General features: G+C 51.4%; 20 protein-coding genes. 10 read left to right on the top strand and 10 right to left on the bottom strand.

The genetic code is table 11. From position 1 onward, the window contains the following. Window positions 1–219 precede the first annotated feature (219 nt). The 4 genes from JNJ77_09380 (at window position 220) to JNJ77_09365 (ending at window position 4,881) form a co-directional block, all read left to right on the top strand. Window positions 220–1,752 (top strand): ABC transporter permease subunit, encoded by a 1,533-nt coding sequence (locus JNJ77_09380; protein ID MBL8822785.1) that lies wholly within the window; start codon window positions 220–222, stop codon window positions 1,750–1,752. Window positions 1,753–1,926: 174 nt separating this feature from the next. Beyond that, window positions 1,927–2,838, top strand: coding sequence for an ABC transporter ATP-binding protein (locus JNJ77_09375; protein MBL8822784.1), 912 nt, complete (start codon window positions 1,927–1,929; stop codon window positions 2,836–2,838). 25 nt (window positions 2,839–2,863) lie between these two features. Next, window positions 2,864–3,970, top strand: coding sequence for an ABC transporter permease subunit (locus tag JNJ77_09370; GenBank protein MBL8822783.1), 1,107 nt, complete (start codon window positions 2,864–2,866; stop codon window positions 3,968–3,970). Then, on the top strand, window positions 3,925–4,881 hold the full coding sequence (locus JNJ77_09365; GenBank protein MBL8822782.1) for an ABC transporter ATP-binding protein: 957 nt from the start codon (window positions 3,925–3,927) through the stop codon (window positions 4,879–4,881). Before JNJ77_09370 ends, JNJ77_09365 begins: the two co-directional genes overlap by 46 nt. A 182-nt stretch (window positions 4,882–5,063) precedes the next feature. Here the strand turns inward: JNJ77_09365 and JNJ77_09360 are convergent, their stop codons facing one another. The 3 genes from JNJ77_09360 to JNJ77_09350 form a co-directional block, all read right to left on the bottom strand. Next, window positions 5,064–5,981, bottom strand: a complete 918-nt coding sequence (locus JNJ77_09360; GenBank protein ID MBL8822781.1) for an ROK family protein — start codon at window positions 5,979–5,981, stop codon at window positions 5,064–5,066. A gap of 102 nt (window positions 5,982–6,083) precedes the next feature. Further along, window positions 6,084–8,105: an ATP-dependent zinc metalloprotease FtsH gene (gene ftsH, locus JNJ77_09355; protein MBL8822780.1), complete on the bottom strand. Its 2,022-nt coding sequence runs from the start codon at window positions 8,103–8,105 to the stop codon at window positions 6,084–6,086. 144 nt (window positions 8,106–8,249) lie between these two features. Further along, window positions 8,250–8,975, bottom strand: a complete 726-nt coding sequence (locus JNJ77_09350) for a YceH family protein (protein ID MBL8822779.1) — start codon at window positions 8,973–8,975, stop codon at window positions 8,250–8,252. Between the two features lie 259 nt (window positions 8,976–9,234). Between JNJ77_09350 and JNJ77_09345 the strand changes: the two genes are divergently transcribed. Beyond that, complete coding sequence (locus JNJ77_09345; GenBank protein ID MBL8822778.1) at window positions 9,235–10,626, top strand: BBP7 family outer membrane beta-barrel protein; 1,392 nt, start codon at window positions 9,235–9,237, stop codon at window positions 10,624–10,626. A gap of 68 nt (window positions 10,627–10,694) precedes the next feature. Further along, window positions 10,695–11,636, top strand: a complete 942-nt coding sequence (locus JNJ77_09340) for a hypothetical protein (protein ID MBL8822777.1) — start codon at window positions 10,695–10,697, stop codon at window positions 11,634–11,636. A 90-nt stretch (window positions 11,637–11,726) separates the two neighbouring features. On the opposite strand, the gene JNJ77_09335 is transcribed toward JNJ77_09340, so the two are convergent. From JNJ77_09335 to JNJ77_09325, 3 genes are all read right to left on the bottom strand, one after another. Next, the gene (locus JNJ77_09335) at window positions 11,727–12,212 is read right to left on the bottom strand and encodes a hypothetical protein (GenBank protein ID MBL8822776.1); all 486 of its coding nucleotides are present in this window, start codon (window positions 12,210–12,212) and stop codon (window positions 11,727–11,729) included. A gap of 253 nt (window positions 12,213–12,465) precedes the next feature. Further along, window positions 12,466–12,759 (bottom strand): hypothetical protein, encoded by a 294-nt coding sequence (locus JNJ77_09330; GenBank protein MBL8822775.1) that lies wholly within the window; start codon window positions 12,757–12,759, stop codon window positions 12,466–12,468. 39 nt (window positions 12,760–12,798) lie between these two features. Next, window positions 12,799–13,617, bottom strand: a complete 819-nt coding sequence (locus tag JNJ77_09325; GenBank protein ID MBL8822774.1) for a hypothetical protein — start codon at window positions 13,615–13,617, stop codon at window positions 12,799–12,801. Between the two features lie 112 nt (window positions 13,618–13,729). On the opposite strand from JNJ77_09325, the gene JNJ77_09320 reads away from it, so the two are divergent. After that, window positions 13,730–13,900 carry a hypothetical protein gene (locus JNJ77_09320; GenBank protein MBL8822773.1) on the top strand — a complete coding sequence of 57 codons (171 nt, stop codon included), beginning with the start codon at window positions 13,730–13,732 and terminating at the stop codon, window positions 13,898–13,900. Between the two features lie 114 nt (window positions 13,901–14,014). Here the strand turns inward: JNJ77_09320 and JNJ77_09315 are convergent, their stop codons facing one another. Then, window positions 14,015–15,196, bottom strand: coding sequence for a CPBP family intramembrane metalloprotease (locus JNJ77_09315; protein MBL8822772.1), 1,182 nt, complete (start codon window positions 15,194–15,196; stop codon window positions 14,015–14,017). A gap of 318 nt (window positions 15,197–15,514) precedes the next feature. Here JNJ77_09315 and JNJ77_09310 point away from each other — a divergent pair, with 318 nt between their 5' ends. Then, window positions 15,515–15,898, top strand: coding sequence for a hypothetical protein (locus JNJ77_09310; protein MBL8822771.1), 384 nt, complete (start codon window positions 15,515–15,517; stop codon window positions 15,896–15,898). On the opposite strand, the gene truD is transcribed toward JNJ77_09310, so the two are convergent. Further along, window positions 15,864–16,892: a tRNA pseudouridine(13) synthase TruD gene (truD, locus tag JNJ77_09305; GenBank protein ID MBL8822770.1), complete on the bottom strand. Its 1,029-nt coding sequence runs from the start codon at window positions 16,890–16,892 to the stop codon at window positions 15,864–15,866. The genes JNJ77_09310 and truD overlap by 35 nt on opposite strands. Before the next feature lie 121 nt (window positions 16,893–17,013). Between truD and JNJ77_09300 the strand changes: the two genes are divergently transcribed. Together JNJ77_09300 and JNJ77_09295 are read left to right on the top strand one after the other, a co-directional pair. Continuing rightward, window positions 17,014–17,985, top strand: a complete 972-nt coding sequence (locus tag JNJ77_09300; protein MBL8822769.1) for a GNAT family N-acetyltransferase — start codon at window positions 17,014–17,016, stop codon at window positions 17,983–17,985. Continuing rightward, window positions 17,966–19,660 carry an amidohydrolase gene (locus tag JNJ77_09295; GenBank protein MBL8822768.1) on the top strand — a complete coding sequence of 565 codons (1,695 nt, stop codon included), beginning with the start codon at window positions 17,966–17,968 and terminating at the stop codon, window positions 19,658–19,660. Before JNJ77_09300 ends, JNJ77_09295 begins: the two co-directional genes overlap by 20 nt. 289 nt (window positions 19,661–19,949) lie before the next feature. On the opposite strand, the gene JNJ77_09290 is transcribed toward JNJ77_09295, so the two are convergent. Continuing rightward, a complete protein-coding gene (locus JNJ77_09290) occupies window positions 19,950–21,620 on the bottom strand; it encodes a hypothetical protein (GenBank protein MBL8822767.1) in 1,671 nt (556 codons plus the stop codon). Between the two features lie 145 nt (window positions 21,621–21,765). Continuing rightward, window positions 21,766–25,647, bottom strand: a complete 3,882-nt coding sequence (locus JNJ77_09285) for an AAA family ATPase (GenBank protein MBL8822766.1) — start codon at window positions 25,645–25,647, stop codon at window positions 21,766–21,768. Window positions 25,648–25,669: the final 22 nt, after the last annotated feature.

The raw sequence follows: 25,669 nt of genomic DNA, 5'->3' as shown, positions 1-25,669 counted from the left end.
CGACGAACGAATTTCAGAGAAGTTTGAGGTACACGCTGCGACGGTTGGCTGTTATTCTACTATAAGAACTATCTCAAAACCTGAATCTGTTCCGTGGCACAGACATTCCTGTCTGTGCCACCCTTATACAGTGATCTGGCACGGTTAGCGTGAGTACACGCAAACCGTGGCACCCGATCTTCAGGCATCAAGTTGTCGGAACATGGAAAGGAAGCTGTAGTGTCGTGGGACTTTCCTTATCGCCTGGGAGGTCCCGTGCTGGCGTGGGAAATGCATCGAGGTAAAGATCGTCGCAGCATCATCATTCTCGGCATCTGCTTTTTTCTTCTCTGCTGTCTCCATTTTGGATCGACTGCTTTACAGTTTGACAGTCGAATCAACAGCCAGTACTACGCAGGGGAACGGGATAACCAGCGCTGGCAGGATCGCATTGATTATGTGAATGAATCCAAGTTGCTCTTTGCAGCACAATACCTGGGCAAGTTCTTCCCTCTGCAACTCTTTGTGTTGTTACTGGTAACTCCCGCCTTAACAGCCAGTGCACTCGGGCAGGAAAAAGAGAAGGATACGCTGACAGCACTGTTTTGTACTGAACTCTCCGACCATGAAATTGTCTGGGGCAAAGTGCTGGGACGCTACTGGCAACTGTTTCGATTCATGCTCTTCAGCATGCCGCTGGTGTTCGTGGTTGCGGGCCTGGCCAGGGTTGATTTAGTCCACATTCTAATCTGTTACCTGCATGCATTCATCATCACCTTTGCACTGACAGGCATCTGCATTTTCAGTGCTGTCATCACCAGACGAACGCGCGATGCCATCATGGCTTGCTATTCCATCATGATCATCGTTGTTCTGTTCAGTTTGACTTTACTCGGTGAAAAACCCATTCCGACCTGGATGAATCCGGCAGAAGTGGTGGTTGGCATTTCTGCTTATCCCTTCACCAGCATCAAGCCTGAAACATTGCTGGCTCACATGTTGTTCTTTGCCATCATAGGTTGGTTCTTTGTCAAACTTTCCTGCTGGACGATTCGCTGGGCGTGCCTGCGGCAACTGGAAGACCGATCGATGCGATGGCGGTGGGGCATTCGCATGAACACGATCGGCGCGGATCCCATTCGCTGGAGGGAACGGCACATTCTGGGCATTGCACCCTTGCCTGCGTTGCGATCCATCCCGACCTGGCTGGGCGCTCTGGGATGCATGGCATTTTCCATCAGCATGATCGGCGGCATCGTCAACAACATTACCCAAGGCCGACTGGTTTATCATCTGATCAGGCTGCAATGGCGTGAACTGCTTCAACTGTTCCAGCGATTGAGTCTGAATGCCATCGAGCGGGAAGTAACTCTGATGGGAGTCATTCTGATCGTCTTTGCGGCGATCACCGTATTCCTGCGCTCTATGGGCACCATTAATGAGGAAAAACGGATGAAAACCTGGGATGATCTGCTGATGACAGCTATCCCAGTCAGAAGTATTGCCACCTCTAAGATGTGGGGCATCATCCAGGCCAGCACACTTTTCATTCTGTGTTACTTTGTGCCTGTGTTTCTGTTTGCCCTGCTGGGTGGCAGGCAAGCTGTGTATCCCGCTGCGGTATGCCTGGTCATTGTCTGGCCCGTGGTCATCATCGCTGCCTGGCTGGGAATCAACTTCTCTCTGGCATCTGTAACCAATTCTTCCACAAGCCAAACAATTTCGGCAGTTGACCAACGAATTGCTACACAGCGTACTCAGGTCATAGACTAAGAGTCTGTTGATGAACTGTCAGCTGTGGCAGGGTCATGCATGTACTCATGCATGACCCTGCAAGAATACGATGTTAATTGCACATCCAGCAGGGTCATTCGGAGTACCGAATAACCCTGCCACAGTTAATCAACAGGCTCGAATAGACATAGTTCCCATTCATGAACTTTTGACATGAATCATCTGTTTGAATTACAACAGGTCACCAAAATGTACGGCAAAATACGTGCATTGCATGACCTTACGGTGCAGGCGCCGATGGGTGCTATTGGCCTGTTAGGCCCAAATGGCGCTGGCAAAACGACGATGATACGTACCCTGCTTGGCCTCATTTCCATTAATAATGGTTCCGGCAAAGTGCTGGGACTTGATATCAAGCGTGATCCGTTGACCATTCGTCAGAAAGTGGGATTTGTACCTGAAGATGAATGCCTGTTCCCGGGCACGGCCGGGATTGAATTTGTCGCCTATGCAGGAGAATTGGGTGGCATGGCCAGCAGCGACGCCATGCAGCGGGCCCATGAGGTACTCGATTATGTTGGCCTGGGAGAAGCTCGCTACCGGGCTACCGACAGTTACTCCACCGGTATGAAACAGCGACTGAAGTTGGGGGCGGCACTGGTGCATGATCCCAAACTGCTCATCATGGATGAGCCGACCAATGGCATGGATCCTCCAGGCCGTGATGATCTGATTGAACTGGCTCGCGATCTGTGTCGCAATAAGGGGATCAGTCTGCTTTACAGCAGCCATCTGCTTCCGGATGTGGAAGCAGTCTGTGATTATGTCATTGTGATGGGGCGTGGCAAAGTGCTCACGCAGGGCAAAATCACTGATCTCAAAATGATTCATCAGCAGGCGTTTGAAGTCCGCGTGAAAGTTGAGCAGGACAGATTCAAATCACGCCTGGTGGAACTGGGATGTGAAGCGCGATCCATTGACGATCATTTAATCGTGACGCTGCCTGAAAATCGAGACGAACGGATGCTCTGGGAACTGGCGAATCAGGAGTCGTTCCAGATCAGGCATCTGCGCCCGCGCAGAAGCACCCTGGAAGATGTGTTCTTGGAAGCCATTGGCAAATAGTCACCACCAAGCGAGACCATGATCCATGCCGATTTTTGATCAAGGTTACCAGCACTGGAATGGCAAGCTGGCCAGCCAGGTGTGGCGATGGTGGGCGATCACCCGTCATGGGGTGCGGATGCAGTTTCGCAGCAAGCTGACCAGGCTCTGCGTAATATCCTGTTTTGGCCCTGCCCTGGCTCTTGCTACGTTCATGATTATCTGGAGCTTATTTGAGCAAGGCAACACCTACATCAAACCACTGATAGGATTCATTCTGCCTGAAGAGCTACTCAACGTACCTGAAGAATATCGATTGACCGTTTGGACGCTGGCTTATCATTTTTTCTTCTACATCCAGTTTTTCCTGCTGATGATCCTGGTGCTTCTGGTGGGGCCAAACCTTATCAGCAAAGATATTCGTTTTAACGCTTTGCCTTTGTATCTCTCTCGCCCTATTCGCCGCTGGGAGTATTTTTTAGGCAAACTGGGTGTCATAACGTTTTTCGTGATGCTGGTGACGGCAGCGCCTGCGGTATTTGCCTGGATACTGGGCGTGCTCTTCAGCTTGAAATTCTCGATCATCATTGATGTACTACCTTTGTTGTGGGGGAGCATTCTGGTCAGCCTGATGATCTCCGTCGTATTTGGTTTGTGGATGCTGGCTCTTTCGTCGTTGACCAAAAACTCACGTTACGTCTCCATGATGTGGTTTGGCTGGTGGCTGTTGACCAACAGTCTCTGGGTGATGCTCTTTTTTGCATCACGATTTGAAGAATGGTCTAACCTCGCAAGTTTCACAAAGAATGTGCAACGAGTTGAGGAAGCGATCTTAGGCACTGAATCAGCCTGGAAGAAAGTGGATGACGCCTACAAGCTGACACGAGAACTTGCATTGAAAAAGGCCAGTAATCTTCCGGTGCCTGGCATGAACTTCGGGCGTGGCAATCGCAACAATCCCGACAAGCCATTGCCTGAAGATTATCAGGTACTCACCCAACGGATAACGGTGGGTGGAAAAGTTCTGGTACGCAGCAGTGATGTCCGTTCGCTTTACCCCTGGTACTGGTCCGCTGGTGTCCTCGTTTTCATGGGAGTGTTATCCCTGTGCATACTGATGTTCCGCGTGAAATCGCTGGATCGACTGCGCTGATCCGTTTTGACAATGTGTCGAAATGGTACGGCAACGTTATCGGCCTGAACAATATCACGCTCTCCATCGGACCTGGCGTTACCGGCTTGCTTGGCCCCAATGGCGCTGGCAAATCGACTTTTCTGCAACTGGTCACAGGGCAACTGAAGCCCAGCAAGGGAACGGTTCACATACTGGGGCAGATTCCCTGGAATAACCCCGGGCTGTATCGTCACCTGGGTTTGTGCCCGGAACAGGATGCGTTTTACGAATGGATGACCGGCTGGCAGTTCATTTATGCGTTTGCCAAGCTGCGTGGACTGACAGGCACCGACGCCAAGGAAGCTGCTCGGAAAGCGATTGAGTATGTTCAACTGACTGACGCACAGAACCGGGCGATTGGCGGTTATTCCCGTGGCATGAGGCAACGCATCAAGGTGGCACAGTCGCTGGTGCATCAACCCAAAGTCATCTTTCTGGATGAGCCATTTACCGGCACTGATCCGGTAGCACGTCGACAATTGATGGATATCATCCTCAAGCTCGCCAGCGAGGGAAAAAGCATCATTCTGTCGAGTCATGTTCTGCATGAAGTGCAAGGACTCACCCAGCAGATTATTCTCATCAACCGAGGCCGGCTCATTGCCGAGGGCAATCTGCGAGATATCCGCGAACTGATTGACAAATACCCGCACCGGATCGTGTTGATTGCCGACCAGGTGAGAGAATTGTCAGCAGCCCTCGTCAGGCATCCGGATGTTCAGGGGATCACAGTACAGGACAAGGATTCGAGAGTTATTGCAGAAACTAAAAGTCCCGATCTGTTCTATTCAAGACTGCCAGAATTGCTGCAATCGCAGTCACTGCGGGTGAGCGAACTTTATTCGGAAGATGATAATCTCGAAGCGGTGTTTAAGTATCTGACGAACTAAATCGGTACATCGGAGATTGTGCACGGAATCTGTGCCACACTCCGACTGTACTCAGTCGGGGTGTGGTTGCGGGAAACTATTTCTCAACTCAGTTATTCAAAGTGACACCACCAACGATAGCAGCACACCTCGACATGAGTACATGTCGAAGTGTGGCACGGTCACAGAATGTACGGATGGCGTCAGGAACACTGTTGTCGTGCCAGGATCAATGCACCCTGCACTACTACCAGTTCGCCGAGAGCGGCGAGTTGAATGTCGTAACATTCTGCAAAGGGTGGAAACACTATTTGTGCCAGCTCTTTGCGAAGTGGTTCCAGAAACAGGTGGCTGGGAGCCAATGATACTCCACCGCCTAGTACGATCCGTTGCGGGCAGATCAGTGCTATGACATGGCTGAGAGCAACAGCCAACCTGCGTCGGGCTTGGATCCAGATAGCTTCTGCATGCACATCACCATTTTCGATTGCCTTTAGTAAATCGGGGACATTGGCACAGCGGGATTGTTTCTGCAATGCCCAGCCTGATGCACGATGTTCGAGGATTGACCAGGCTGGTTCCTGGCGTGGATGCCAGAGAGTTTCATCAACATCGTAATCAATCCAGACATGGCCAATTTCACCTGCACCCAGGCCCGTGCCCCGGTGAATCTTTCCATCGAGAATCAGTGCTCCGCCAATTCCCGAACCGATGTTCATGTAGAAAACAGGATTAGAGCCTTTGCCTATGCCACAGGTAGCCTCAGCCAGGCCTGCAACGTCGGCATCGTTGCCAATGACAGTTGGAATGCTCCAATTTTCTTTGGCCCATTGTGCCAGGGCAAAGTTATCCCAACCGTTCACCTGGTGAGAGGTAATCGTGTTCTGCGTGCGATCATCAACAGGCCCGCCAAAGCCAATGCCACATGCTTTGATCTGTTTGAGTTGAACCTTGGATTTCTGCAGTAATTCAGTAACTAACTGTAGCAATTGTTTTCTGATGCCTTCTGCGCCTGCTTCGGGCTTTGCGGCTATTCGTTCACATGAGTGAACCTGCTCCAGGCCATCACCCAAGGCAGCCTGGAGCTTGGTACCTCCGATTTCAATGCCGAGATAGTACATGTACGAGTCATCCCACAAAAATAACTATGCGGGGAATTGGCACGGTTAGCGCGAGTACACGCAAACCGTGGCACCCACCCCGCATGACTAATGGGTGGGCACTTAGACTGCCGGGTAGGGACGAAGGGTTCCAGGCACATCAGCGGGTGCAGTTTTTTCTTCCACTTTAGGCGGAGCAGTTGTCGCTGGCTTGGTATCCTCCACGATAATTGGAGGCAGCACATCCAGGGATTCTGCATTCAACAGTAAGTCCACTTCTTCCTTGCTGAGTTCCTCACGCTTCAACAATGCTTCAGCCAGCAGATCGAGTTTCTTGCGGTGAGTTGTGAGATGTTCAATTGCTTTGGCTTCAGCCTCGCGGACAATACGTCGCACTTCTTCATCAATCAGCTGCATGGTGCCTTCGCTGAAGTCACGAGCCTCCTGAATTTCCTTACCCAGGAAGACATGTTCTTCGCCGATACGATAATGTACTGGGCCAAGCTTATCGCTCATGCCGAATTGTGTCACCATGAGGCGTGCAATACGGGATGCCTGCTTCAAATCCATAGCAGCACCGGAAGATGCTTCATGGAAAATGAGCTTATCGGCTGCCCGGCCACCCATGGCCATCACCAGCTGAGCCTTCAATTGTGGTTCGGTATGTTCCAGTTTGTCGTCTTCTGGACGGAATTGTGTTACTCCCAGTGCCCTGCCACGCGGAATGATCGTGACTTTGTGGAGCGGGTCGGACTTGGGTTCCAGCCAACCGCACAGAGCATGCCCAGCTTCGTGAATGGCAGTGCGATACTTATCGCTTTCCTTGAGCACTTCTTCCCGCTTGGCGCCTAATGCAACACGATCTGCTGCATCGGTAAAGTCACGGGTGGTGATCTTGTTTCTCTTGGCGCGAGTGGCATTGAGCGCAGCTTCGTTCGCCAGGTTACGGAGATCGGCACCAGTCATACCGATGCTCGCACGAGCAATGGCTTCCAGATTGACATCGGCAGCGAGAGGCTTATCGCGGGTATGCACTTTGAGAATGGCCAACCGGCCCTGCCAGGTTGGCCGGTCTATAGTGACGTGGCGGTCGAAACGGCCGGGACGCAACAAGGCAGGGTCTAATACATCGGGTCGATTCGTAGCAGCCAGCACGATGACCGATTCGGTGGGAGAGAATCCATCCATTTCGGTGAGTATCTGATTGAGAGTCTGCTCGCGTTCATCGTGTCCGCCACCCAGACCAGCACCACGAACCCGCCCTACTGCATCAATTTCATCAACAAAGAGGATGCAGGGAGAGTTCTCACGTGCCGTCTTGAAGAGATCACGCACCCGGCTGGCGCCTACGCCTACAAACATCTGAATAAACTCAGAACCGCTGATGCTGTAGAAAGGCACACCAGCTTCACCAGCTACCGCACGGGCAATCAATGTTTTGCCGGTTCCTGGCGGACCAATCAGCAATACACCTTTGGGTATCTGACCACCGAGTTTGTGGAACTTCTCCGGACTCTTGAGGAAATCGACTACTTCCTGGAGTTCAGCTTTTGCATTTTCCATCCCTGCGACATCATCGAACGTTACGCGGGTTTTACCCTTTTCATACTTGCGAGCAGGGCTTTTGATGTAGCTGGAAATGAAGCCTCCGCCCATCGGATCACGCATACGGGGCAGAATGAACATGAACAGGGCGATCAGGATGAGTATGGGCGCCAGATACACGAGCAGCGTAGTGATGGTACCCGAAGAATCAGCTTCGTAATCGTAATAGTCCAACCCATTCAAACGTGCTTTATCCAACTGAGCACTCAGTTCCTTGTCTTCCGTTCGCAGGGTAGTAAAGCTGTTGTCTGAATCTCTTCTGCCTTTACGATTATCTTCCGGCAATACTTTCCAGTCGCGCAGTTCACCACGGATAACAGTTGCCCCGATCCTGACGAACTTGACATTGCCTCGGGAGAGTTGCAATTTGAACTCACTATAAGGAATGCGTGTGTTGCCCAGGTACTGTTCGCGCATCAGCAGAAAGACAAACAATGCCAGGGTAACGACAATCAGTATCCACCAGGGACCGTTGAGAATCAATGGTGGGCGTTTGCGATCTGTTCCGTTATCGTCAGGCGAGTTATCTCGCGTTGCCATGCGTCGTTCCCATTCGTTCAAACAGTTACATCAAAACCTGTTGCAAAGTCACGATACTTTGCATGATGTATTCTACCCGTCATCGAGGTTGCTGACCAAGAATACCAAAAGATAAAGATACTGTATCATCAAATTTTTATTGAATTACAGATTACTCGATTTGTTGAACAGTGCTTGCAGACTGGTTATTTGTTCTTTCAGTTCTTGTACTGTCTGTTCAAGCTGAGTTACACGGGATTCCAATGCTGAAGATTTCGAGACAGCAGAAGTTCCTGCAACTGGCGGTGGCTCATCAAAAGCAAATCGTTCTGCCCTTGCCTTAATCAACTGTAATTCATCTGGAGTATGAAATCCATGTGTGACCATGGTTCCACGTCGACCTTCCGGAGTCAGGTAGACAACTAATCCACGTTCTGAGAGTGCCTTGACAACTGGTCTGATGGCATCGAGATCTGCAAAAGGCTCCATTCGAGAAGCACGGCCACGCAGATCGCCTTCCGATTGAGCACCTCGAAGAAGGAGCTCGCCGATGATGGCTATTTGTTGTTTATCGATTCGCCAGGCATCATACAGACAGTGGCGGAACTTATCAGTGCGGCCACTGCCCAGAATCTGTTGCATGAGACCTAATTGCTTGAGTCTTGGAATAGCTTCTTCAATTTCAGCATCAGAAACATCCATAACCGGTTCGCGGTTACTTTTCTGATTACAGCCGGTGACAAGAGCATTTAAGGTCATGGGGTAATTGTCGGGAGTGGTTTTTGCCTTTTCGATGAGTACTCCCAGAATTCGCCTTTCTAGCGGATTCAGACTTGGCAAGGTAATAGCTTCCCCAGCTTGTGCATTTACCGGCATCGCAGCGTCGCTCATTTTCGAATCCCGTTTCCGTGGGTCTAACCAGTCAAGATTACACATCCTAGCGAACTCAGGTGGATCAGGAAAGATGATTAAGTGAACCTTAACAGTTCGGCGGAATGTAGTGAGGTTAGGGATTGTTTCAAGAATAGCAGCTAAGCAGGCCGATGATTCACGCATCTGCTATAGTCTGCTTGCGCCAGTTGAGTCGCTGCAGACAACCAGGCAGTGGGGGACACGTGCCTCCGCCGTGGGGCCGTCAGGGGAACAGATCATGGCGAATCGCTGGGCAACTGGACTGCTGGTAGGGTTAGGGGTCGCGGGACTGTGCCCTGGGGTACAGGCTCAAGGCTATCCTGGTGAACCCATGCCCATGAACATGGCACCACCCAGTGGCATGCCTGGTGGCCAGACGCCAATGTTTGGCACAGGCTATGGTCCTAGTGGTCCCCCCATGCCAACGATGGCACCTCCTGGTGCTGGTGGCCCGATGATGCCAATGGCTCCCGGACCCATGATGGGCGGGATGGGGATGCCTGGGATGGGCGACCCCGGAATGCCTGCTGGGCCAACGATGAATCATGGACAGATGGGCCCCAATGGCATGCCCGGCGTTGGTTTGCCTATGGGTGCAACCTATTACCCTGGCATTTCCTGCGATAATCGCAGCAGTTGCTGGGACAAAATTTTCTTCTGCGAAGATGGCGAACGCCGTCGTTTCTACAGCAAGATTGGCTATGTCGGATTGAAGCGAAACAGCAATCCGGAATTCCCGGTGGTTTCCATCGAGCCAGCCTTCAACAATATTGATGGCGATGGCGACCCGACCTTCGGCTTAACGCCATTCATTCGAAGCTGGAATGATGTTTCCGGCCAGCTCAACAGTGGCGTTCAAGCCTACATCGGTCTGCAGGATGATCACGATGGGATCATCTACGAAATTGGCGGCTGGTACATTGATAACCAGAATGTTCAGAACACCACGGTCAGTCTGGGACGACTGAATTCACCTTATACCAACGCACCGGTTGGTTTCCAGGATCTTTTCGGTCTGTGGACCAATGCTGATCTGATGCAACTGACTTACACCAACAGCATCTACAGCGGTGAAATGAACGTTCGATTCTTCGGCGATTGCTGGAAGACTCTTGATGTGAATTACCTCATCGGTCTTCGCTACATCTACCTCCAGGATCAGTTCAAACACTACACCGTGGATGATGATCTGCAGTTTGGAATCAGTGATCCCACCACGCGAGCAACCCTTCGCTGGCAGGGTGAAAATAATATGTTTGGTGGCCAGGTAGGCTGGAGCCTGACGCAGCGATTCACCCAAACCTGGAGCTTCAGTTGGGATCAGAAGATTGCCTTGCTGGCCAATGCCGCAAGAACGAAACAGTCTCTGATTCGTGATGATGGTTTCCAGGGCTACAATGTCGGTGAAACCTCCTGGCGGTTTGCCCAGGCCTATGAAACCGGTTTGTATTTTGACCTGAACGCAGGCAACATGCGAATTCGTGCTGGTTACGATTTAAAGATCTTTGTTGGTATTGCCTCGGCTCAGCGGCAATTCAACTATAACCTGGAGTTAGGGCCAACCATGCGTAACACGGCCGACACTGCGGTTTACCATGGCCCCTCGGCATCCATCGAATTCGTGTTCTAATTGCCGAGTGTTATTTGATACTGAACAACCTCCGATGATCTCGGAGGTTGTTTTGTTAGAATACCTGCATGGAAATTCCCTTCTACCAACAATACAGAACGGCTCCGATTGCGTTTGACCTCGCTGCATTCGGCAAGGTGGCTTTAACTGGCAAAGACCGTTCCTCGTTTTTGCAGAACTTTACCACCAACGATGTCATTAAGCCTGGAACGGGCTCCGGTTGCGAAACCTTTCTTACCACTGCACAGGCTCGAATTGTCGCCTGGCTGAGGGTGGCGATTCGGGAACATGATCTCTACGTCAATATGGAACCTGGACTGGCAGCAGCGGTTATCCAGCATCTTGAGAAGTACATCATCGGCGAAGAGGTACAACTGCAGGACAAGACCGCTCAGGATTTTCTCCGGTTGATAACCAATTATCCTGATGCGAAGTCGATGGTGCCATGGCAAGTGAAAGATAATGCCTGGGACATCACCGGTGTTTCGATGCAGCGATGCGATTTTCCTGGAGCATCGTCCTGCTTTATCTGGGGTGACCGTTCACTGTTGCCACTCGTTGAAAAGAAAACTGCAGGTATTCCACTGTTGACGATACGCGATCCCTTGTGGACAACATTACGGCTTGAGACTAACACACCAGCACATGGCCTGGATTTTGATGCCAGCAATCTGCCACAGGAAGTAAACCGGAATGAAAGTGCGATCAGTTTCACCAAAGGGTGTTACATCGGACAGGAAACGGTGGCACGCATTCGAGCCTATGGCCAGGTCAACAAACAACTGCGTCGTATCAAGATCGAATCTTCGGATGCAATGAGCATGGAAGGCTTATCACTACTGCATGACAACAAGGCTGTTGGCACCATCAAGACGGTTGCGTATTCGCCTCAGTGGAAACACTGGTTGGCTTTTGCGATGATTCGGAAAGAGCATCTTACGCCGGGGACGAGACTGAGTGTGCAGCATGATTCGCAGAGTGTTTGGGTGGAAGTGATGGAACCCACGTAGGATGGGTCGAGCGCCAGAGTGCCAGGGTGCCATGCCCACCCCCAAGGTGGGCATGGTAAGTGCGGTTTGACTCTACGTACCTCGCTTTTGCTAAACCGTCACCAATAATCGTGGCAGCGATTCCAAATCGAGGGAAAGTGGGCCACTGCCTCGGTTGGCATGTTCTCGAGCACTCGACCAAAGCCAATCTTCCGGCTTCTGACACAGCCCTCGTTTCACCGGATTGCCGTGAAAGTAATCGATCTGTTGATGGATGACAGCTGGTTCGTACAGGTTGCGATCATATCCTCCGCCCCGTTGCCAGAATCGAAAGTGGATATCTCCATTCGGCTGCCGGTCAGCCATCTGTTTCAGGAATGCTGACGCATATTCACGCACCCAGAGTAATGCCTTTTTGGAAACAGACTGTTTCACCGAGTTCAGGAATTCGCTGACGTTGTAGGTTGCCAATGTTGGGCAAACGAGAACATGGGCATGTTCAGGCATGATGACGTAAGCCCACAGGTGATACGCGTGCAGTTGTCGGGCTCGATTCAGAGCATCGAGCATCCATTGACAAGAACGATCCTTGCTCAAGAAGGGTCTTCGCTGAAATCATGAAAAAGTCAAGGCATGAGCATGCCCCGGTTCGTTGTATCGCTTACAGCGTTTGCGGTGTGACATGTCCATATCGTAATTCCGAACGAGCAGTAATGCACGCAGGAAATCGGAAGTGAAGTATTCTCATTTACTCCATGCCCACCTTGGGGTGGGCATGGCACCCTGGCACTCCACGGATGGCTATCAAATTCATCAACCAGATTCGGTGCAACGGGGAGGATCGATTCGTTTACCGGTTCCTCATCGCTTTCACCACCAGTTCATCAATCAATCGATCCAGTTCAGCATCCCCGGGATTGCCCTCAAACTTCCGGCGAAGCACGCCTTTGTGATCGATCAAATACAATGTGGGCCATGCACGCACCTCCCACGATGTAGAAATGGGGCCACGAGTTCCTTGCGCTCCATTCCAAAACGAGCGCCAGGTGATTTGTTCCTGTAAGTTCTTGATCTTGATCTCTTCTCGATCCCTATCACTGTTAACGCCAATCAGGGCGAAAGGGTAGTTTCTCAGGCGTTTCACAAGCGACCGCTCGTGAGGGAACATGGCCCGGCAAGGCCCTCACCAATGCCCCCAGAAATCAAGCAGGATCACCTTGCCCCGGTAATCACTGATTTTGAATGGCACACCATCCAGGTCTTCCCCGCTTATTTCCTGTACCACCTTGCCGATGGCCGAATTCTTAATCAAATCGATTTCCCGGTTCGCCAGCACAGCCGCGTTCCCACTCATTCCCATCCCTTTGAGTGTCACTTCGCTATATTCCGCAGCCACCTTCTCAAACGCTGCAATCGCCTGCTTCATCTTCGTCTCGATGTCGGCATCTCTTATCTTGACGCTTTCGGATTGGGCCTTGAGGCTTTTGGCCAGAAGGAACGAAACTGTTCCTTTCACGCTCCTGGAAGGGTTCTGGGCCAGCACACTCTTCAGAAGGGCTTCATCATAATCACGATCACGGCGTGCTACATTGGGCAGCGCTTCCTCGATCTTGGGATTTTTCAGATGTAACTGGATAATCAACCGGCGTGCTTCGTCTTGAACAGCTTTATTCCCGCCATTCTTCGAGACAGCATAGACCAACGCTTCCAGCCCGACATCATCCTTGGGATTTTCCCTGGCCAGTGCCAGCGCCAGCCCAGCCAGCCTGGGTTGCAGTTCACTAACAATCATCCGAGACAGCTTTTGCTCAGCCGCCCGCTTCTCGCTGGCATCCTGAATCTGTTCGATCTTCTTGCGGCCTTCGGCAGAAACCCGGGCAACTTCCGCCTTGATGGCCGCCAACCGATCGGCTCGCGCTTTCGCATTGTTAGATTGACCAGTCTGTGCAGAAATAAGTCCGCACCAGCACAGGGCGAGCACCCCGGCCAGGATGGTACGCATGCGGTTTCTCCCCGAAAGAGCCTGATGATTTGTTCAATTCTACAAGCATAATTATCAGTAATCTAATCGAAAAATATCACAACCGACGGATTTGAAGAGCTATAGCAGTGTCATGCTCGGGTGGCATAGTCTGCTCGGTCGAGTAGCCCGGTGGAGTTTCACCCCCAGCCAGGTGCCCGGAACAATTTGTCCCAAGCGACCAGCCGTGGCAGGATCGTGCGGTACTCCGCTCGACCCTGAAGTCTCGCGGAAAGTTATTCCTCAGCAACAGGGTCGAGAATGAGTACATTCACGACCCTGCCACCACTTGTCAATCTCAAATGTTCCGGGCACCTGGCCGTGTGCTCATCACCGCGTCATCTCGACGGAGCGAGATGACTACAAACTTACGCCTCGCTTATTTCCAATTCGGATATTCATGCAACAGCATCGATATCATTGTTGTAAGGTTAAAGAGAATATGCACAGTTATGGGACCAATCAGGGAACGGGTCCGATAGGCTAAAATGCCAACAGCCAGGCTGAAGAGGAAGAGTGGAACAGGTTGTGGCCAGGCACCAGCGTGCAATGCTGCAAAAAACAGTGATGTAGCGAAGATGCCCCGTGCAGCACCAGGTTCACTGATCCAAGGCTTCACCCAGATTTCAAACAGGTAATATCCCGGTGCTGCAAAGAACACAAAGAGCAGCGGCCCCAGGCCCATGCCTCGATCTGGCCCTGTACCCGGCGTCATCAAGTTGGAAAACGCCCAGATGATGGAAAGTATGACAAGAACATCCGATGCCACGGGATTCCGTACCAGATACGGCTGCACCACGCCACGCAGCAGCAGTTCCTCTTTCAGGGGAGCAATCACACACGTCAGTATGCCAACGAGAATCCAGGTGCTGTACCGTGAATCCTGCATGAGCAGCATACCCATGGGATGTTCCGTATTTCTGCCCCACAGGGTTTCCCAGAAGTGAAGCAGGAGAATCAATAACAGGACATTGCAGATGGGAGTGATGACCAGCCAGACTAACGTGCCGAGTGTAAAGTTCTCTTTCCAGCGATTCAGGTGCAATCCCATCTGATAGAGCCTGGCCCCGCAGAGCCTCTTCATCACATTGAAAAATACAACCAGGAGCAGCGGGAAGAACAGCACCGTGTTGATGATGCGTGAACGAGCATCTTCGAGCTGTCGTGTTAATTCCGGCTTGTAGCTGACGAGAGCGCCAGGAAGAGTGAGTAAGCCACCGCTTAATCCCTGGTCAGCAGCAACCTGCATCGCGGATGCAGCGACACTGATTTGATACCCTGCATAATCTTCCGTCTGAAGTTTGTGTTTTCCCCACGGTAAAGTAATGATCAGTGCATCCATGATAAAAAGGAGAAGCAGTGCTGCCAGAAAGACTTCGAGCCAATCCCAGGGGACTCTGACTGCACGTTGTTTGCCTACTAGCACCTTGGGAATGCCGGTCTTGTACCACATCACAAACAGGACGATGCCGCACATTGCCGTAATGAGTGCAATGGCTGAACCGAGTAATTGAAGTTGATCAATGTACTTGCTGACTTGTGATGAAATCGAATCAGGCACTCTGATAATCCCTTAAACGTTGAATTATTATTCATCTTACGAAGTGAACACGCCAAGGTTCCATGTTTATGCACCCTACAAGTTCCCCTGTTTTCGGGATTGGTGCAGAATGATTGCACCTTATACGTCCTACGATTTGACTCGTAATCGCTCAAAGAATCAAAACATAGTGAAAAGTGCATGGCGTATCGAATCACGCCCCGGTATGATAAAACCATGAAACAGGCCGGGGACACCTGTTTTGCACTACAGCTTCGCCCAGCTTTCCGAAACTTCCACGGAAGGATGTCCCACCAGGTTGCGTCCATGAGTGATAAGATGCAGAACAGGCGTGCCGCCGATCAAATTGTCAATGTTGATCGCCGTGCGACCGTAGATCGACGTGGATCAGGCTCATCTGATCGTCGTAAAAAACAAATACCTGTGGCTTTCGAGCGCAGAACCGGCACCGATCGACGTACCGTCGAACGCCGCCGTCAGGTAGATCCCACTACCTGCGAACGTGATTACTCCGGCGAGGAAGTCGAGTTCATGAGCAACATGGACTTGTACAAGAGGTTGGCAGGTCGGCAATTCCCCACGTGGAGTGAAGTCCTGGAAGTGCTTCATGCCATGGGTTACAGAAAGGTGGCCGAGCCTACTCCACTACCCGGTCAACCAGGGCACATCAGTCGCCGACAGCAGTCATCTCAGTCTTCATGATTTCTGCCAGGAATACCGTGGCATAACTACCGGCAGGCAAACGAAAGTTCAAAGTAATAGAGCTTTCGTTTGCCTTCCATTGCAGTTCATCGACATAGATAAAGTTGTGCCTTCGGGTTCCTTCCAGTAATTTGCCGCCTCGATCAAATTGATCCATGGTCAAATGGTGTTGTTGCAGCAGTAGCATTTCTCTTTCATGAGCCTGCTGTTGGGCTGCCCGCATGCGACTGCCGAACATCGGTCCCATGGGAATGATCTCGCGATTATCAAGTCGAGTCTGCTCTGTTGTAAGATCTTCTGCAATAAACATACCACCGGCTGGCCACTTCCCCATGACATCACCCGGAAGTACCTGTCTGAAAAATCCATCCTCCATGCGATCGGATAAACACCGGTTAAACAAGGCAGACTGCACTGCGGAGAGCGACAATTTCCGGACAAACGGATTCAGCTTGAGGCGTTCCCCGTGCAGCATCCGCCAGCCTGAATGCAACGTCTCCTGATCTCGCCCGAACCTCTGCTGACCATAATAATTAGGCAAGCCTGCCTGGTTAATCCGATCAATAATTGCAGAAAGACTCTCTGATTGACTTATCTCTCGAACCACAATTTCAAACCGGTTGCCATGTAAATGCCCCAGTCGCAACTTGTTTTGGTGTTTACTGACTTGCAGTACCTTGATTCCATCTCCCTCAAGTTGACTCAATTTTGGCTCTGCCTTGGTTGGAACTGATACCCATTGGCGGGTGACCGCTCGGCGGTCTTTATTGCCCGCAGTTCCTATTTCACCGATAGGTATTTCAAGGCGTTGGGCAATCTGGCGCAGGAAGAACTCAGCACCTATATCGCGTTTTTCAATCCAGAGGTAAAGATGGTCTCCTTCGCCTGAGGGTAGATAGGCTGGGATTTCTTCGACTTGAAAATCCTCCAGTTGCTGCTTGAGCATCCCACCAATACCAGGCAGGTCTGCAGTCAACAGACGCCATGGATGCATCAGACTGGCTAATCCCGCTTCATTCACCATAGGTGATTTTCTCCATTCATCTTTTCTTGTCTGCTGGTTCCTGCACTCTACGCCGGTATATTGTAATGAACCCGCGAAACGGGGTATCAAGGTGACTATCGTTTATCGTGCATATCGGAATGACGACAACCCAGGTCTGGTCGATCTGTGGAATTCATCATTGACTACGCGCGGCTGTTGTAAAGGCATCAAACCGTTTTTTCTTGAGTTGCAATGGTTCTGCAAGCCATGGTTTGAACCAGCTGCCCTTCAACTGGCACTGGATACAACTCGCCAGGACAGCAAACAGATCATCGGCGCTGCATTGGCTGGGTTTGGTGCTGCTGCCACCAAAGACAAGGTTGATTATGCCAAGGGTGTCGTGTCGCTCCTCCTCGTTCATGCTGATTATCGTCGTCAGGGCATTGGTACGAAGTTGTTGAAGTCTGCAGAAGGCTATCTCAAATCCAAAGGCACGACCGATGCACGGTTCGGATGCAATGCAGACCGGATGCCTTACTGCTGGGGCATGCTGGGAAGCATCAGCCCGGCTGGTGTGCTCAAATCCATGACAGGCGTCGATCTTTTCATTGAAAAGCAGGGTTACACTGCTGCTGAAAAGTATGAGATTTATCATCGCCAGATGACGCAGGCTATCTCCTGGGGTGATCCACGTTTTACACACCTGCGGCGCAAATATGAAATGAGGAATATCCCGCGACCCGTCATCAACTGGTATGACGAGGCGCTGCATGGCGGCATGGAGACCACTGTTTTTCAACTTCTCGATTCGGCTCTCGAGCAACCGGTAGCAGAACTTCGTGCTGCTGAAATGACACAATTCCTGAGCAAGAACCAGCCGCCACAAGCCGGGCTGTATGATCTCAAGGTGAAAGAAGAACTGCGCGGACAGGGGCTGGGTAAATTCCTGATGGCCCATACGCTCCAGCATTTGAACGACCAGATGTTTCAAGTCGTGGAAACCGTGATTTCGTCGGATAATACCGAGGCCCGCAAGATGCTCACCTCGCTGGGATTCATCCTGATCGATGAAGGAATCAGTTATGCAAAGACTCTGCGTTAGCCTGCTTGGATTACTGTTCATCGGCAGTGTTGCAATGACACAGGATGTTCAGAATCCTGCCGACATTATTCTGTTCAATGGGAAAATCTGGGCTGGGATCAAATCACCGAATAACCATGCAACCGCCATTGCGATTCGTCAGGGCACCATTCTCGCGGTCACCAATGATCAGCAGATCAGGCAGTATCAGGCACCAGCGACCAAGCGCATTGACCTTCAGGGAAAACGGATTGTTCCCGGCTTTCACGATTCCCATGTTCACTTCCTGGGGGCAGGCATCTTTCTCAGCCAGGTTGATCTGAAGCTCTGTGCCAATGAAGCTGAGTTTGGCGCCAAGCTGAAGGAATTCGACCAGAAGCTGCCACCAGGTCGATGGCTGCTCGGTGGCAACTGGGATCATGATCGAACGTTTAACGGAATACTGCCAACCGCCAGCATCATTGATAAATATGTTTCGCCGGGCCGACCCGTCTTTCTTCGCCGATACGATGGGCACATGGCACTGGCCAACACGCATGTGTTGAAGCTGGCTGGAATCAATGCCAATACCAAAGACCCCAGTGGCGGAGAAATTGTTCGAAACCCGGATACGAAGGAACCAACCGGCGCTTTACGCGATAATGCCATGGGCCTGGTCGGGCATCTGATTCCCGAATCTGATGATGAGGCGATTCTGCAAGGGGTCAAGCGTGCACTGGAAGAAGCTCGATCCGTGGGTGTGACCAGTATCGACGATATCGATGGATCAGGAAAGAACGTCAGGCTGAAACTCTGGAACATTTACAAGAACCTGCAAGCCAAAGGGGAAATGACACTACGCATCAGGCATTTCTGGCCTATTTCGGAATCGCGACAACTAGCCAGCCTGATAAAGAGTGAGGGAACACGCCATGGTCTGGTTCAGCTTGGCGGTGTGAAGGGATATATGGATGGCTCGCTCGGTTCGAGCACTGCCAAGATGTTTGAAAGCTATCGCCATGAAGCCGGGCAAACCGGTGTCTGGGTAACGCCGCCGCAAAGCATGCTCAACATGGCCCTGGCTGCAGACAAAGCAGGACTGCAGGTAGTGGTGCATGCCATCGGCGATGAGGCAAACGCCCGGCTGCTTGACATCTTTGCCGAGGTGAACAAACAGAATGGCTCACGAGACCGTCGCTTCCGCATTGAACACGCCCAGCATCTGCGTCGCGAAGATTATGTGCGTTTCAAGGAAAGCTCAGTCATTGCATCCATGCAGCCTTACCACGTAGTGGATGATGGCCGATGGGCGGAAGGAAGAATAGGAACCGAACGTTGTTCCAGTTCTTATGCCTACCGCAGCCTGCTGGATAATCAGGCAACACTCTCGTTTGGGTCAGACTGGCCGGTGGCTCCGCTGAATCCGCTGGTTGGAATTGATGCTGCGGTTAATCGTCGTCCGCTGGATGGGAAGTATCCGCAAGGCTGGTTCCCTGCTCAACGAATCAGTGTGGAAGAAGCCTTGCATGCATATACCGCTGAGGCGGCGTATGCCATGTTTTCCGAGAAAAAACGGGGGACACTGAAGCCTGGCATGCAGGCTGATCTGGTTGCTTTGAATCGAGATATCCTTGATGCACGTGAACAGAATAACCTTGCGGAAGCCAAGGTTGTGATGACGATGGTGAATGGCAGGGTGGTGTTTGAGGGGAAGTAGCACCGAGTTGGATTTGCATCCCGAAGGGATGATAGCGATTCACGCAAGGAGTACCGCTAGACAGACTTCACGAGGTCACACCCTAGTCAGGTCGAGTACGACCAGACTAGGGCACCCGAGCCCGATCCTCAGCATCACTGATATCCAACATAAGTTTCTTAAGATCCTCGATGTCACATTGCGACATATATCACCTTCAATCATGGAAAGTAATTCATCGATGACTTTCCTCGACAGCCAACCCGCTAACGACTCATCGTATGTGCTCGTTGCCATCGATTAGTAGCATTCAACCTTGCGGTACCTCTCGATAGCTCGACACACTTCTCCTTCTACTCGAAATAAGTTGAATTAGCAGGATCAGGACAGAAGGTATTGCTGCGAAGGAAAGTACTCTAACCCATGGTGATCGAGGTGGCACGTCCCAGAGTTGTATGCCGTCTGACCCATAAATATAGCAAATGCTGCTGTCTGCGGTGTAGCTAATGCCATAACTCCGCAACTGATCATGGATGGCACCGCGTGAACGCCCTGTTGCAACATCGAAGAACCTGATTTCCGAATGCGGATCACCTATCCCGCGATTACCGTTTGCCTTAAAGAGAAATTGAAGAGTCCTAAGATATTTCTGAATCACTCCATCCTCGTCTTGATGATAAATTACCTTCACCGCCAGCAGGGTGCCGTCTGGGCTGAATTTCAAAGGATTGACTGACAGAGTAGGACGATCGACTTTCAGCTTTTGAATTTCTGCTCCTGATGGCAGATCAACGATCACAACATGATTCTTCAATGTGTTTGGAAATACAGGATTCGCTGGATTATCAGTTCTTTCGAAAGCCGCTCGTCTCCCATCAGGCGAAACATCCAAAACTGAAACATCTATCTGAACAGGTGGTGTTTTTGTTGCATTCCAAGCCTGTGATACAACGCCATCATGGGTAAAGAGAATCTGATTATTGTGGCTGTAGTTCAATCGAAATACACCTCTAAAGCTGGGTTTGTAGATTTTCAATGTTGGCAACACATCTAGCGTGGAAAGATTCCATTGCCTTACTTCGGCATGATTTTTGTCGAACTCATCTGGAGCTGTTGGGAAAGCATGAGTGCCTATCGCCACCATGTTCGAATCGTGTGAAATAGCGACAGATGCTGATGCGCGGATCCAGCCGTGGAGTTTTGAACGTATTTTTCCCGTGGGCAGATCACGAACATGGATGGATTGCAATTGGCTAAGAATTTCTCGTGGGAGCAATGGCAGGTAAGTTCCAGCTGCGAATAAATAATCGAAGAGTACGCCATTCCAATAAGACACAGGTTTCGCAAAATATTCTGCAGAAATGAGGGTCTTGCCGTCGGGTGACAAGCCGAAGCAGCGCACATTAGGAATGGTGGCACGAGGTTGACCGGATGGAATGTCCCAGATTTCCAGATCATTTTCGTTTGGGCTGACCAGCACCAGAGTGACACCATCTGGTGCGAAGCGCATATCGGATTCATAGCCATATCCCCTGGCGCCTTGCGGACAAGTTTTGAAACGGAAATGCATTTTGCCAGTCTGTCCATTCCAAACGGCAGCCTCACCATCCTGAGCAAGAGTGGCAATCCATTTGCTGTCCGGTGAGAAGACTACATGAGAAACGGATTGCCAATCCTGGGCGAGTTGAAAACGTTCGTTGCCGGTTTGAATGTCATGAATGCGTACGGGACCACCATAGACAGGCATCTCAAAGACCTTGTTATCCTTCAATGGTTCTTTGAGCTTGGTAGTGGTTGCCAGTAAATTGCTGTCGGGCGAAAAGCCGGCAAAGTTCAGACTGGGATCGGTAGAAAAAGTCAGGCGAGATTGAGTTGGGAGCAGATACCAGAAAACCCAAACAGATAAAAGGTAGACCAGCAGTGTCGCAAGCAAAATCCGACACCAACCCGGTTTTGTTTTTATCGCTGGTGCCGCAGCCATGGCTGATCTCGCAACGGACGATTTGCGACATTGTGACACTGGGCGATAGAGTGTCAACTTAATTTGCAGGTGGATTTACTGATTCATGCTCGAACTTAATCCCGTATCACCCCCAACTCCTTTCCTCAAAGGGAGAGGGGAGCATTTACCGATTCCACCCTGAGAGCTTCTCTTCCAGCAACTGGAAAACCGCTTCATCAGGCACGCCGTAGGGGCGGAATTTTTCGATGGTTCCCATTTCTTCGGAATGGTAGAGCGCGCGGTGTGCTCCGAGTTTGCCGGCAGCGGGGCTGTCGATGAGGTTCGAGGAATCGTTGGCGGACATCTGGAACAGAACACGCAGGGTAAACTCGCGAAGGGTAGCACGGTCGAAGGAGCGGGTTGCACCCGTGGCGGTGTCTACCCAGATGAGGAAATGTATGCCCAGGGTTGCTCCCTCTTTCACCAGTTCGGCCATCTGGTTGACAGGGGATGAACTGCTCTCACCTCCAAAATCGTCATCGCTTCTGCGGAGATCACGCAGGCGATGCAACCCGTGAATGACAACGAAAATCGGTGTCATGGGGGCATCGGGAGGTAGTGATCGTCGTGCAGTTAACTCATCGTGCAGGGTCTGCATGTGCTGGCTTACTTCGCGATGTTGACCGGTTGCCACTTCATGCGGCAGGAGTTTAATCAGGCGGTGCAAGGCCTGTGCAGGTTCCACTTCAAAGTTCGCAGCCAGGACAAAGAATTTTGCAGTACCGGGCGGATGCTGGCAGGCCAGACTGACCAGTGAACCTGCCAGGACGCCGACTGCGGCACGTTCATCCTGTCCCAGAATGAGCAACTGACTGCCCGACTGCCGTTTGAATACGGCAGTGGAAGCATCCTTGATGGCGATGGCTTCGCCGAGGAGTGCTGCAGGTTCTTTGGGGGCCTGTGCAGGTAATTTCTCCAAGGCTGCCAGCAAGGGTCTGCTGCGACTGAGTTCCGCAGGGGCATTGCCTTCAAAGACAATCGGTTCTGCAAACTGGAACTTGCCCGGCGAGCCGACATACTTTTTGTGAATGTCTTCCAGAAGTTGTTCCCGCTGATCATCATCGAGCCAGCAGATCTGGAACGGATGATTGCCTTCCACGCGGCCGCTGGCATCGTTGTAGATGGCCTCGCCTGGCCGGCTGAGCAGGCGGGCGGCATGGTTATCGTCGCCCAGAATCAGGTGCCCATCCGATTCTGAACAGGGCAGCACGATGCGAACCGCCATCTGATCGATGGTGCTGCGAGCCAGCGTGTAGGCGCCTCCCAGGGTTTGTGAACCAAGGATGACATGGATACCAAAGGCACGGCCCTGCCTGACCAACCGGTCAAGCAGCAGAGCAGCTTCCTGCGACAGCCGATCGTCATCGACAAAAAATTCCTGGAACTCATCGACGATGAGCAGAATACGCGGATACATGGCATTTTGATCTGCTTCACGCACATCCTTGATGTTGGCAATACCCAGTTCACGGAAACGCTCTCCTCGGTGTTTCAATTCCGCGTCGAGTTTCTGCAATACCGACAAGCCAAACTCTCGTTCACTTTCAATGGCAATAACGCGGGCGTGAGGCAGTGCATGCACCGCATAAGCCTTGAATTCAACGCCTTTCTTGAAATCAATCAGGTACATTTCGAGTTGTTCAGGGCTGTAGTGCAAGGCAGCATTCGTGATAAGAACATTGAGCAGAGTCGATTTGCCTGAACCCGTCTTGCCTGCAACCAGCACATGTTGCGAGGTGCCCTGCCCCAGCGTGAGGGCTTGCCGACGCGTTGCACCGACACGCCCGAGAGGGATGTTCAAACCCGTGGCGCTGTCGGCATACCACACTGGTTTCTGCTCAAAGTTAGGATGAATGAGCTTGAATGCCACCTCCACCTTGGCTGCATCGCGAGCTGCCTTGCCCACTTGATTGAGGAGTTCGGTAACACGCTGGTCATCGGGTGGAACAGTCATGCTTAAGGGCAGATCGGCAAAGTCCGGGTCGCCTGCACTGAAGCGTCCATCCTTCCACGCGAACAACAGGCTGTTCTCTTCCAGAATGGTCAGGTTGATATCTCGAGGCTGATCGGCACTGGTGTCCATGCTGATAAAGGTGCTCACTCCACATCGCGAACCACTGGCTGCCACGCTGACCAGTCGCTTGGCGGCTTCGGTATTGAAATTAGCTGGATAGTTGGCCACCACCAGCAAGCGGAAAGGTTCAGCTACTTCGCCTGCATCCTGATTGTAAGCCTCGATGCTCGGATACTGATTTCGTAGATACTTTTGAATGATGCTTTCCATGTGGCCGGTCAGATCGACCAGGCGTTGTTCGAAATGGTGCTCTTCCGTCCAGATGCGGTGGGCGATCAGTGCTTCATCGTAATCCGCCAGGTGCATGAGGGCGGCAAAGTTGTCGCCTAACCCGACAGGGTCGAAAATGGTCAGCCTGGCTTTGCCTGCAGGCAACTGGGTCAGGAACCGCAAAGTCAGTTGCTGCAAAACCTCGATAGCAGCTTCCTTGCCTGGCCCGTTTGCCTTCAACAAGACATTGCCACCGGTAGGGAATGAAGCCAATGCAGGAACAGTCTGTTTCAAAGGCGGCTCGGCTTTGAGCTCAGCATCAGCAGGAATGCCACCAGGTATGCTGGCAAAGTCGATGGTGAATTCGCCATACTGCACGACATCGGGCATGCCATTCGCCGACGGCAGTGATTTCCAGTTGTTCCACGCTGGGCAGATCGTCGCAACATCCTGTTTCAGCGATGCAGATTCATTCTTGATGTTTTCGAGTGAAGTTTTCCAGGCATGCACCATTCCCTTTCGAGCTTCCTGGTATCGCTGGCGAACGGTTACTGCATCGCGTTGATAATTTTCTTCCGCATTTTTCAAGTCGCTGGAATATGCAGTATTGATACGCTCCAGTTTTGACTTGTGCTCACTCTCAATGGAATCCATGTCGGTCTTGAATCGAGCCTGCATTTCAGCGAGCTTGGTATCCTTACTGGCGAAGAAAGATTTGGATTCCTGCTCGAAGGTAATCTTCTGCTGTTTGATCTGCGGGACAAAAGTCTTGTCGTGCGCTTCCAGGTCAGCATTTTTCTGATCCTGCAGCTTCTTCAGCAGATGCTTGATTTCCACCTCAGCTTCTTTTTTGCAATGAGGCTCGAGGGTAAGTGCTTCTGCTACGGTATCGCCCAGTGGAAACGTCGCTTTACGAGCCTGCCAGGCTGCAACCTGGTAAGCCGAGTAGACAATGGCAAAGCTGATGATTGCTGCTGCTGGTATACCCATGGCAGCGCCGACGAGTTTATTACCGGTCAGCATGATCACCGGAATGGTCAGCAATGCAGTGAGAATGATGGCGAAGGGGATGACAATTCGGAGTTGCACCAGTTTTGGGAGCAGCAAGCCTTGCAGCTTGGATAATTGTGCTTCCCCTTTTTTTACCATTTGTTCAAGCAGGTTTTTGGGCGACGTTCCCTCAGATACTTTGAGTGGCTCCACTTTGGGTAGCTCGGCATATTCAGGCCGAAGTCGCCAGGCTACCAGGGTTTCTTCCGCCTGTTTCAGGAAGCCACGCAGTTTCTGGCAGGCTGCGTGTGCCTCGTGTTCTTTCGCCCGCAGACTCTCATTGGCAGCTTTTTTGTCACCTTCGTAAATGGTCTTGGTTGACCAGACTGCATCTTCATAAGCACGTTTGAGACTTTCCGTCTCCAGGTAATGCCTGCCAGTCATGTCCTGCTCGGCTTTAGCCAATGCCTGCTTGGTCGATTCGAGTTCAGCATGGGCAGACTGAGCAAATTTCAGTTTGCGATCCTTGAACTCCTGATCCAGCTCAGCAAGTTGCTTTTCCTGCCTCTGCTTCAGATCAACCTGAATTTGCTTCCAGGTGTCTTCAGCAGCCTGGGCTTTCTCCAGGTGAACCGTTGCCAGTTCATTCTCTGACGCTGTTCGATTCTGGATGGCAGATCGAACTTGATGGACAAGGTCTCGCAAGCGCTTGAGCAAAAGTGGTTCTGGCATAGTACCATCTATCTGATGAGGG

This window comes from Planctomycetia bacterium (assembly GCA_016795155.1).
GTDB lineage: Bacteria > Planctomycetota > Planctomycetia > Gemmatales > HRBIN36 > JAEUIE01.
The sequence above is the reverse complement of the archived record's forward strand: the minus strand, read 5'-3'. Positions and strand labels throughout refer to the sequence as shown.

What these genes read in the sequence shown, in the direction of transcription:
- JNJ77_09350 (MBL8822779.1), bottom strand. Translation starts at nt 8,975, where the DNA reads ATGAGCGACGCTGCGATGCCGGTAAATGCACAAGCTGGGGAAGCTATT.
- JNJ77_09290 (MBL8822767.1), bottom strand. Translation starts at nt 21,620, where the DNA reads ATGGCTGCGGCACCAGCGATAAAAACAAAACCGGGTTGGTGTCGGATT.
- JNJ77_09370 (MBL8822783.1), top strand. Translation starts at nt 2,864, where the DNA reads ATGCCGATTTTTGATCAAGGTTACCAGCACTGGAATGGCAAGCTGGCC.
- JNJ77_09285 (MBL8822766.1), bottom strand. Translation starts at nt 25,647, where the DNA reads ATGCCAGAACCACTTTTGCTCAAGCGCTTGCGAGACCTTGTCCATCAA.
- JNJ77_09310 (MBL8822771.1), top strand. Translation starts at nt 15,515, where the DNA reads ATGCAGAACAGGCGTGCCGCCGATCAAATTGTCAATGTTGATCGCCGT.
- JNJ77_09340 (MBL8822777.1), top strand. Translation starts at nt 10,695, where the DNA reads ATGGAAATTCCCTTCTACCAACAATACAGAACGGCTCCGATTGCGTTT.
- JNJ77_09345 (MBL8822778.1), top strand. Translation starts at nt 9,235, where the DNA reads ATGGCGAATCGCTGGGCAACTGGACTGCTGGTAGGGTTAGGGGTCGCG.
- JNJ77_09325 (MBL8822774.1), bottom strand. Translation starts at nt 13,617, where the DNA reads ATGCGTACCATCCTGGCCGGGGTGCTCGCCCTGTGCTGGTGCGGACTT.
- JNJ77_09320 (MBL8822773.1), top strand. Translation starts at nt 13,730, where the DNA reads ATGCTCGGGTGGCATAGTCTGCTCGGTCGAGTAGCCCGGTGGAGTTTC.
- truD (MBL8822770.1), bottom strand. Translation starts at nt 16,892, where the DNA reads ATGCATCCATGGCGTCTGTTGACTGCAGACCTGCCTGGTATTGGTGGG.
- JNJ77_09295 (MBL8822768.1), top strand. Translation starts at nt 17,966, where the DNA reads ATGCAAAGACTCTGCGTTAGCCTGCTTGGATTACTGTTCATCGGCAGT.
- JNJ77_09360 (MBL8822781.1), bottom strand. Translation starts at nt 5,981, where the DNA reads ATGTACTATCTCGGCATTGAAATCGGAGGTACCAAGCTCCAGGCTGCC.
- JNJ77_09375 (MBL8822784.1), top strand. Translation starts at nt 1,927, where the DNA reads ATGAATCATCTGTTTGAATTACAACAGGTCACCAAAATGTACGGCAAA.
- ftsH (MBL8822780.1), bottom strand. Translation starts at nt 8,105, where the DNA reads ATGGCAACGCGAGATAACTCGCCTGACGATAACGGAACAGATCGCAAA.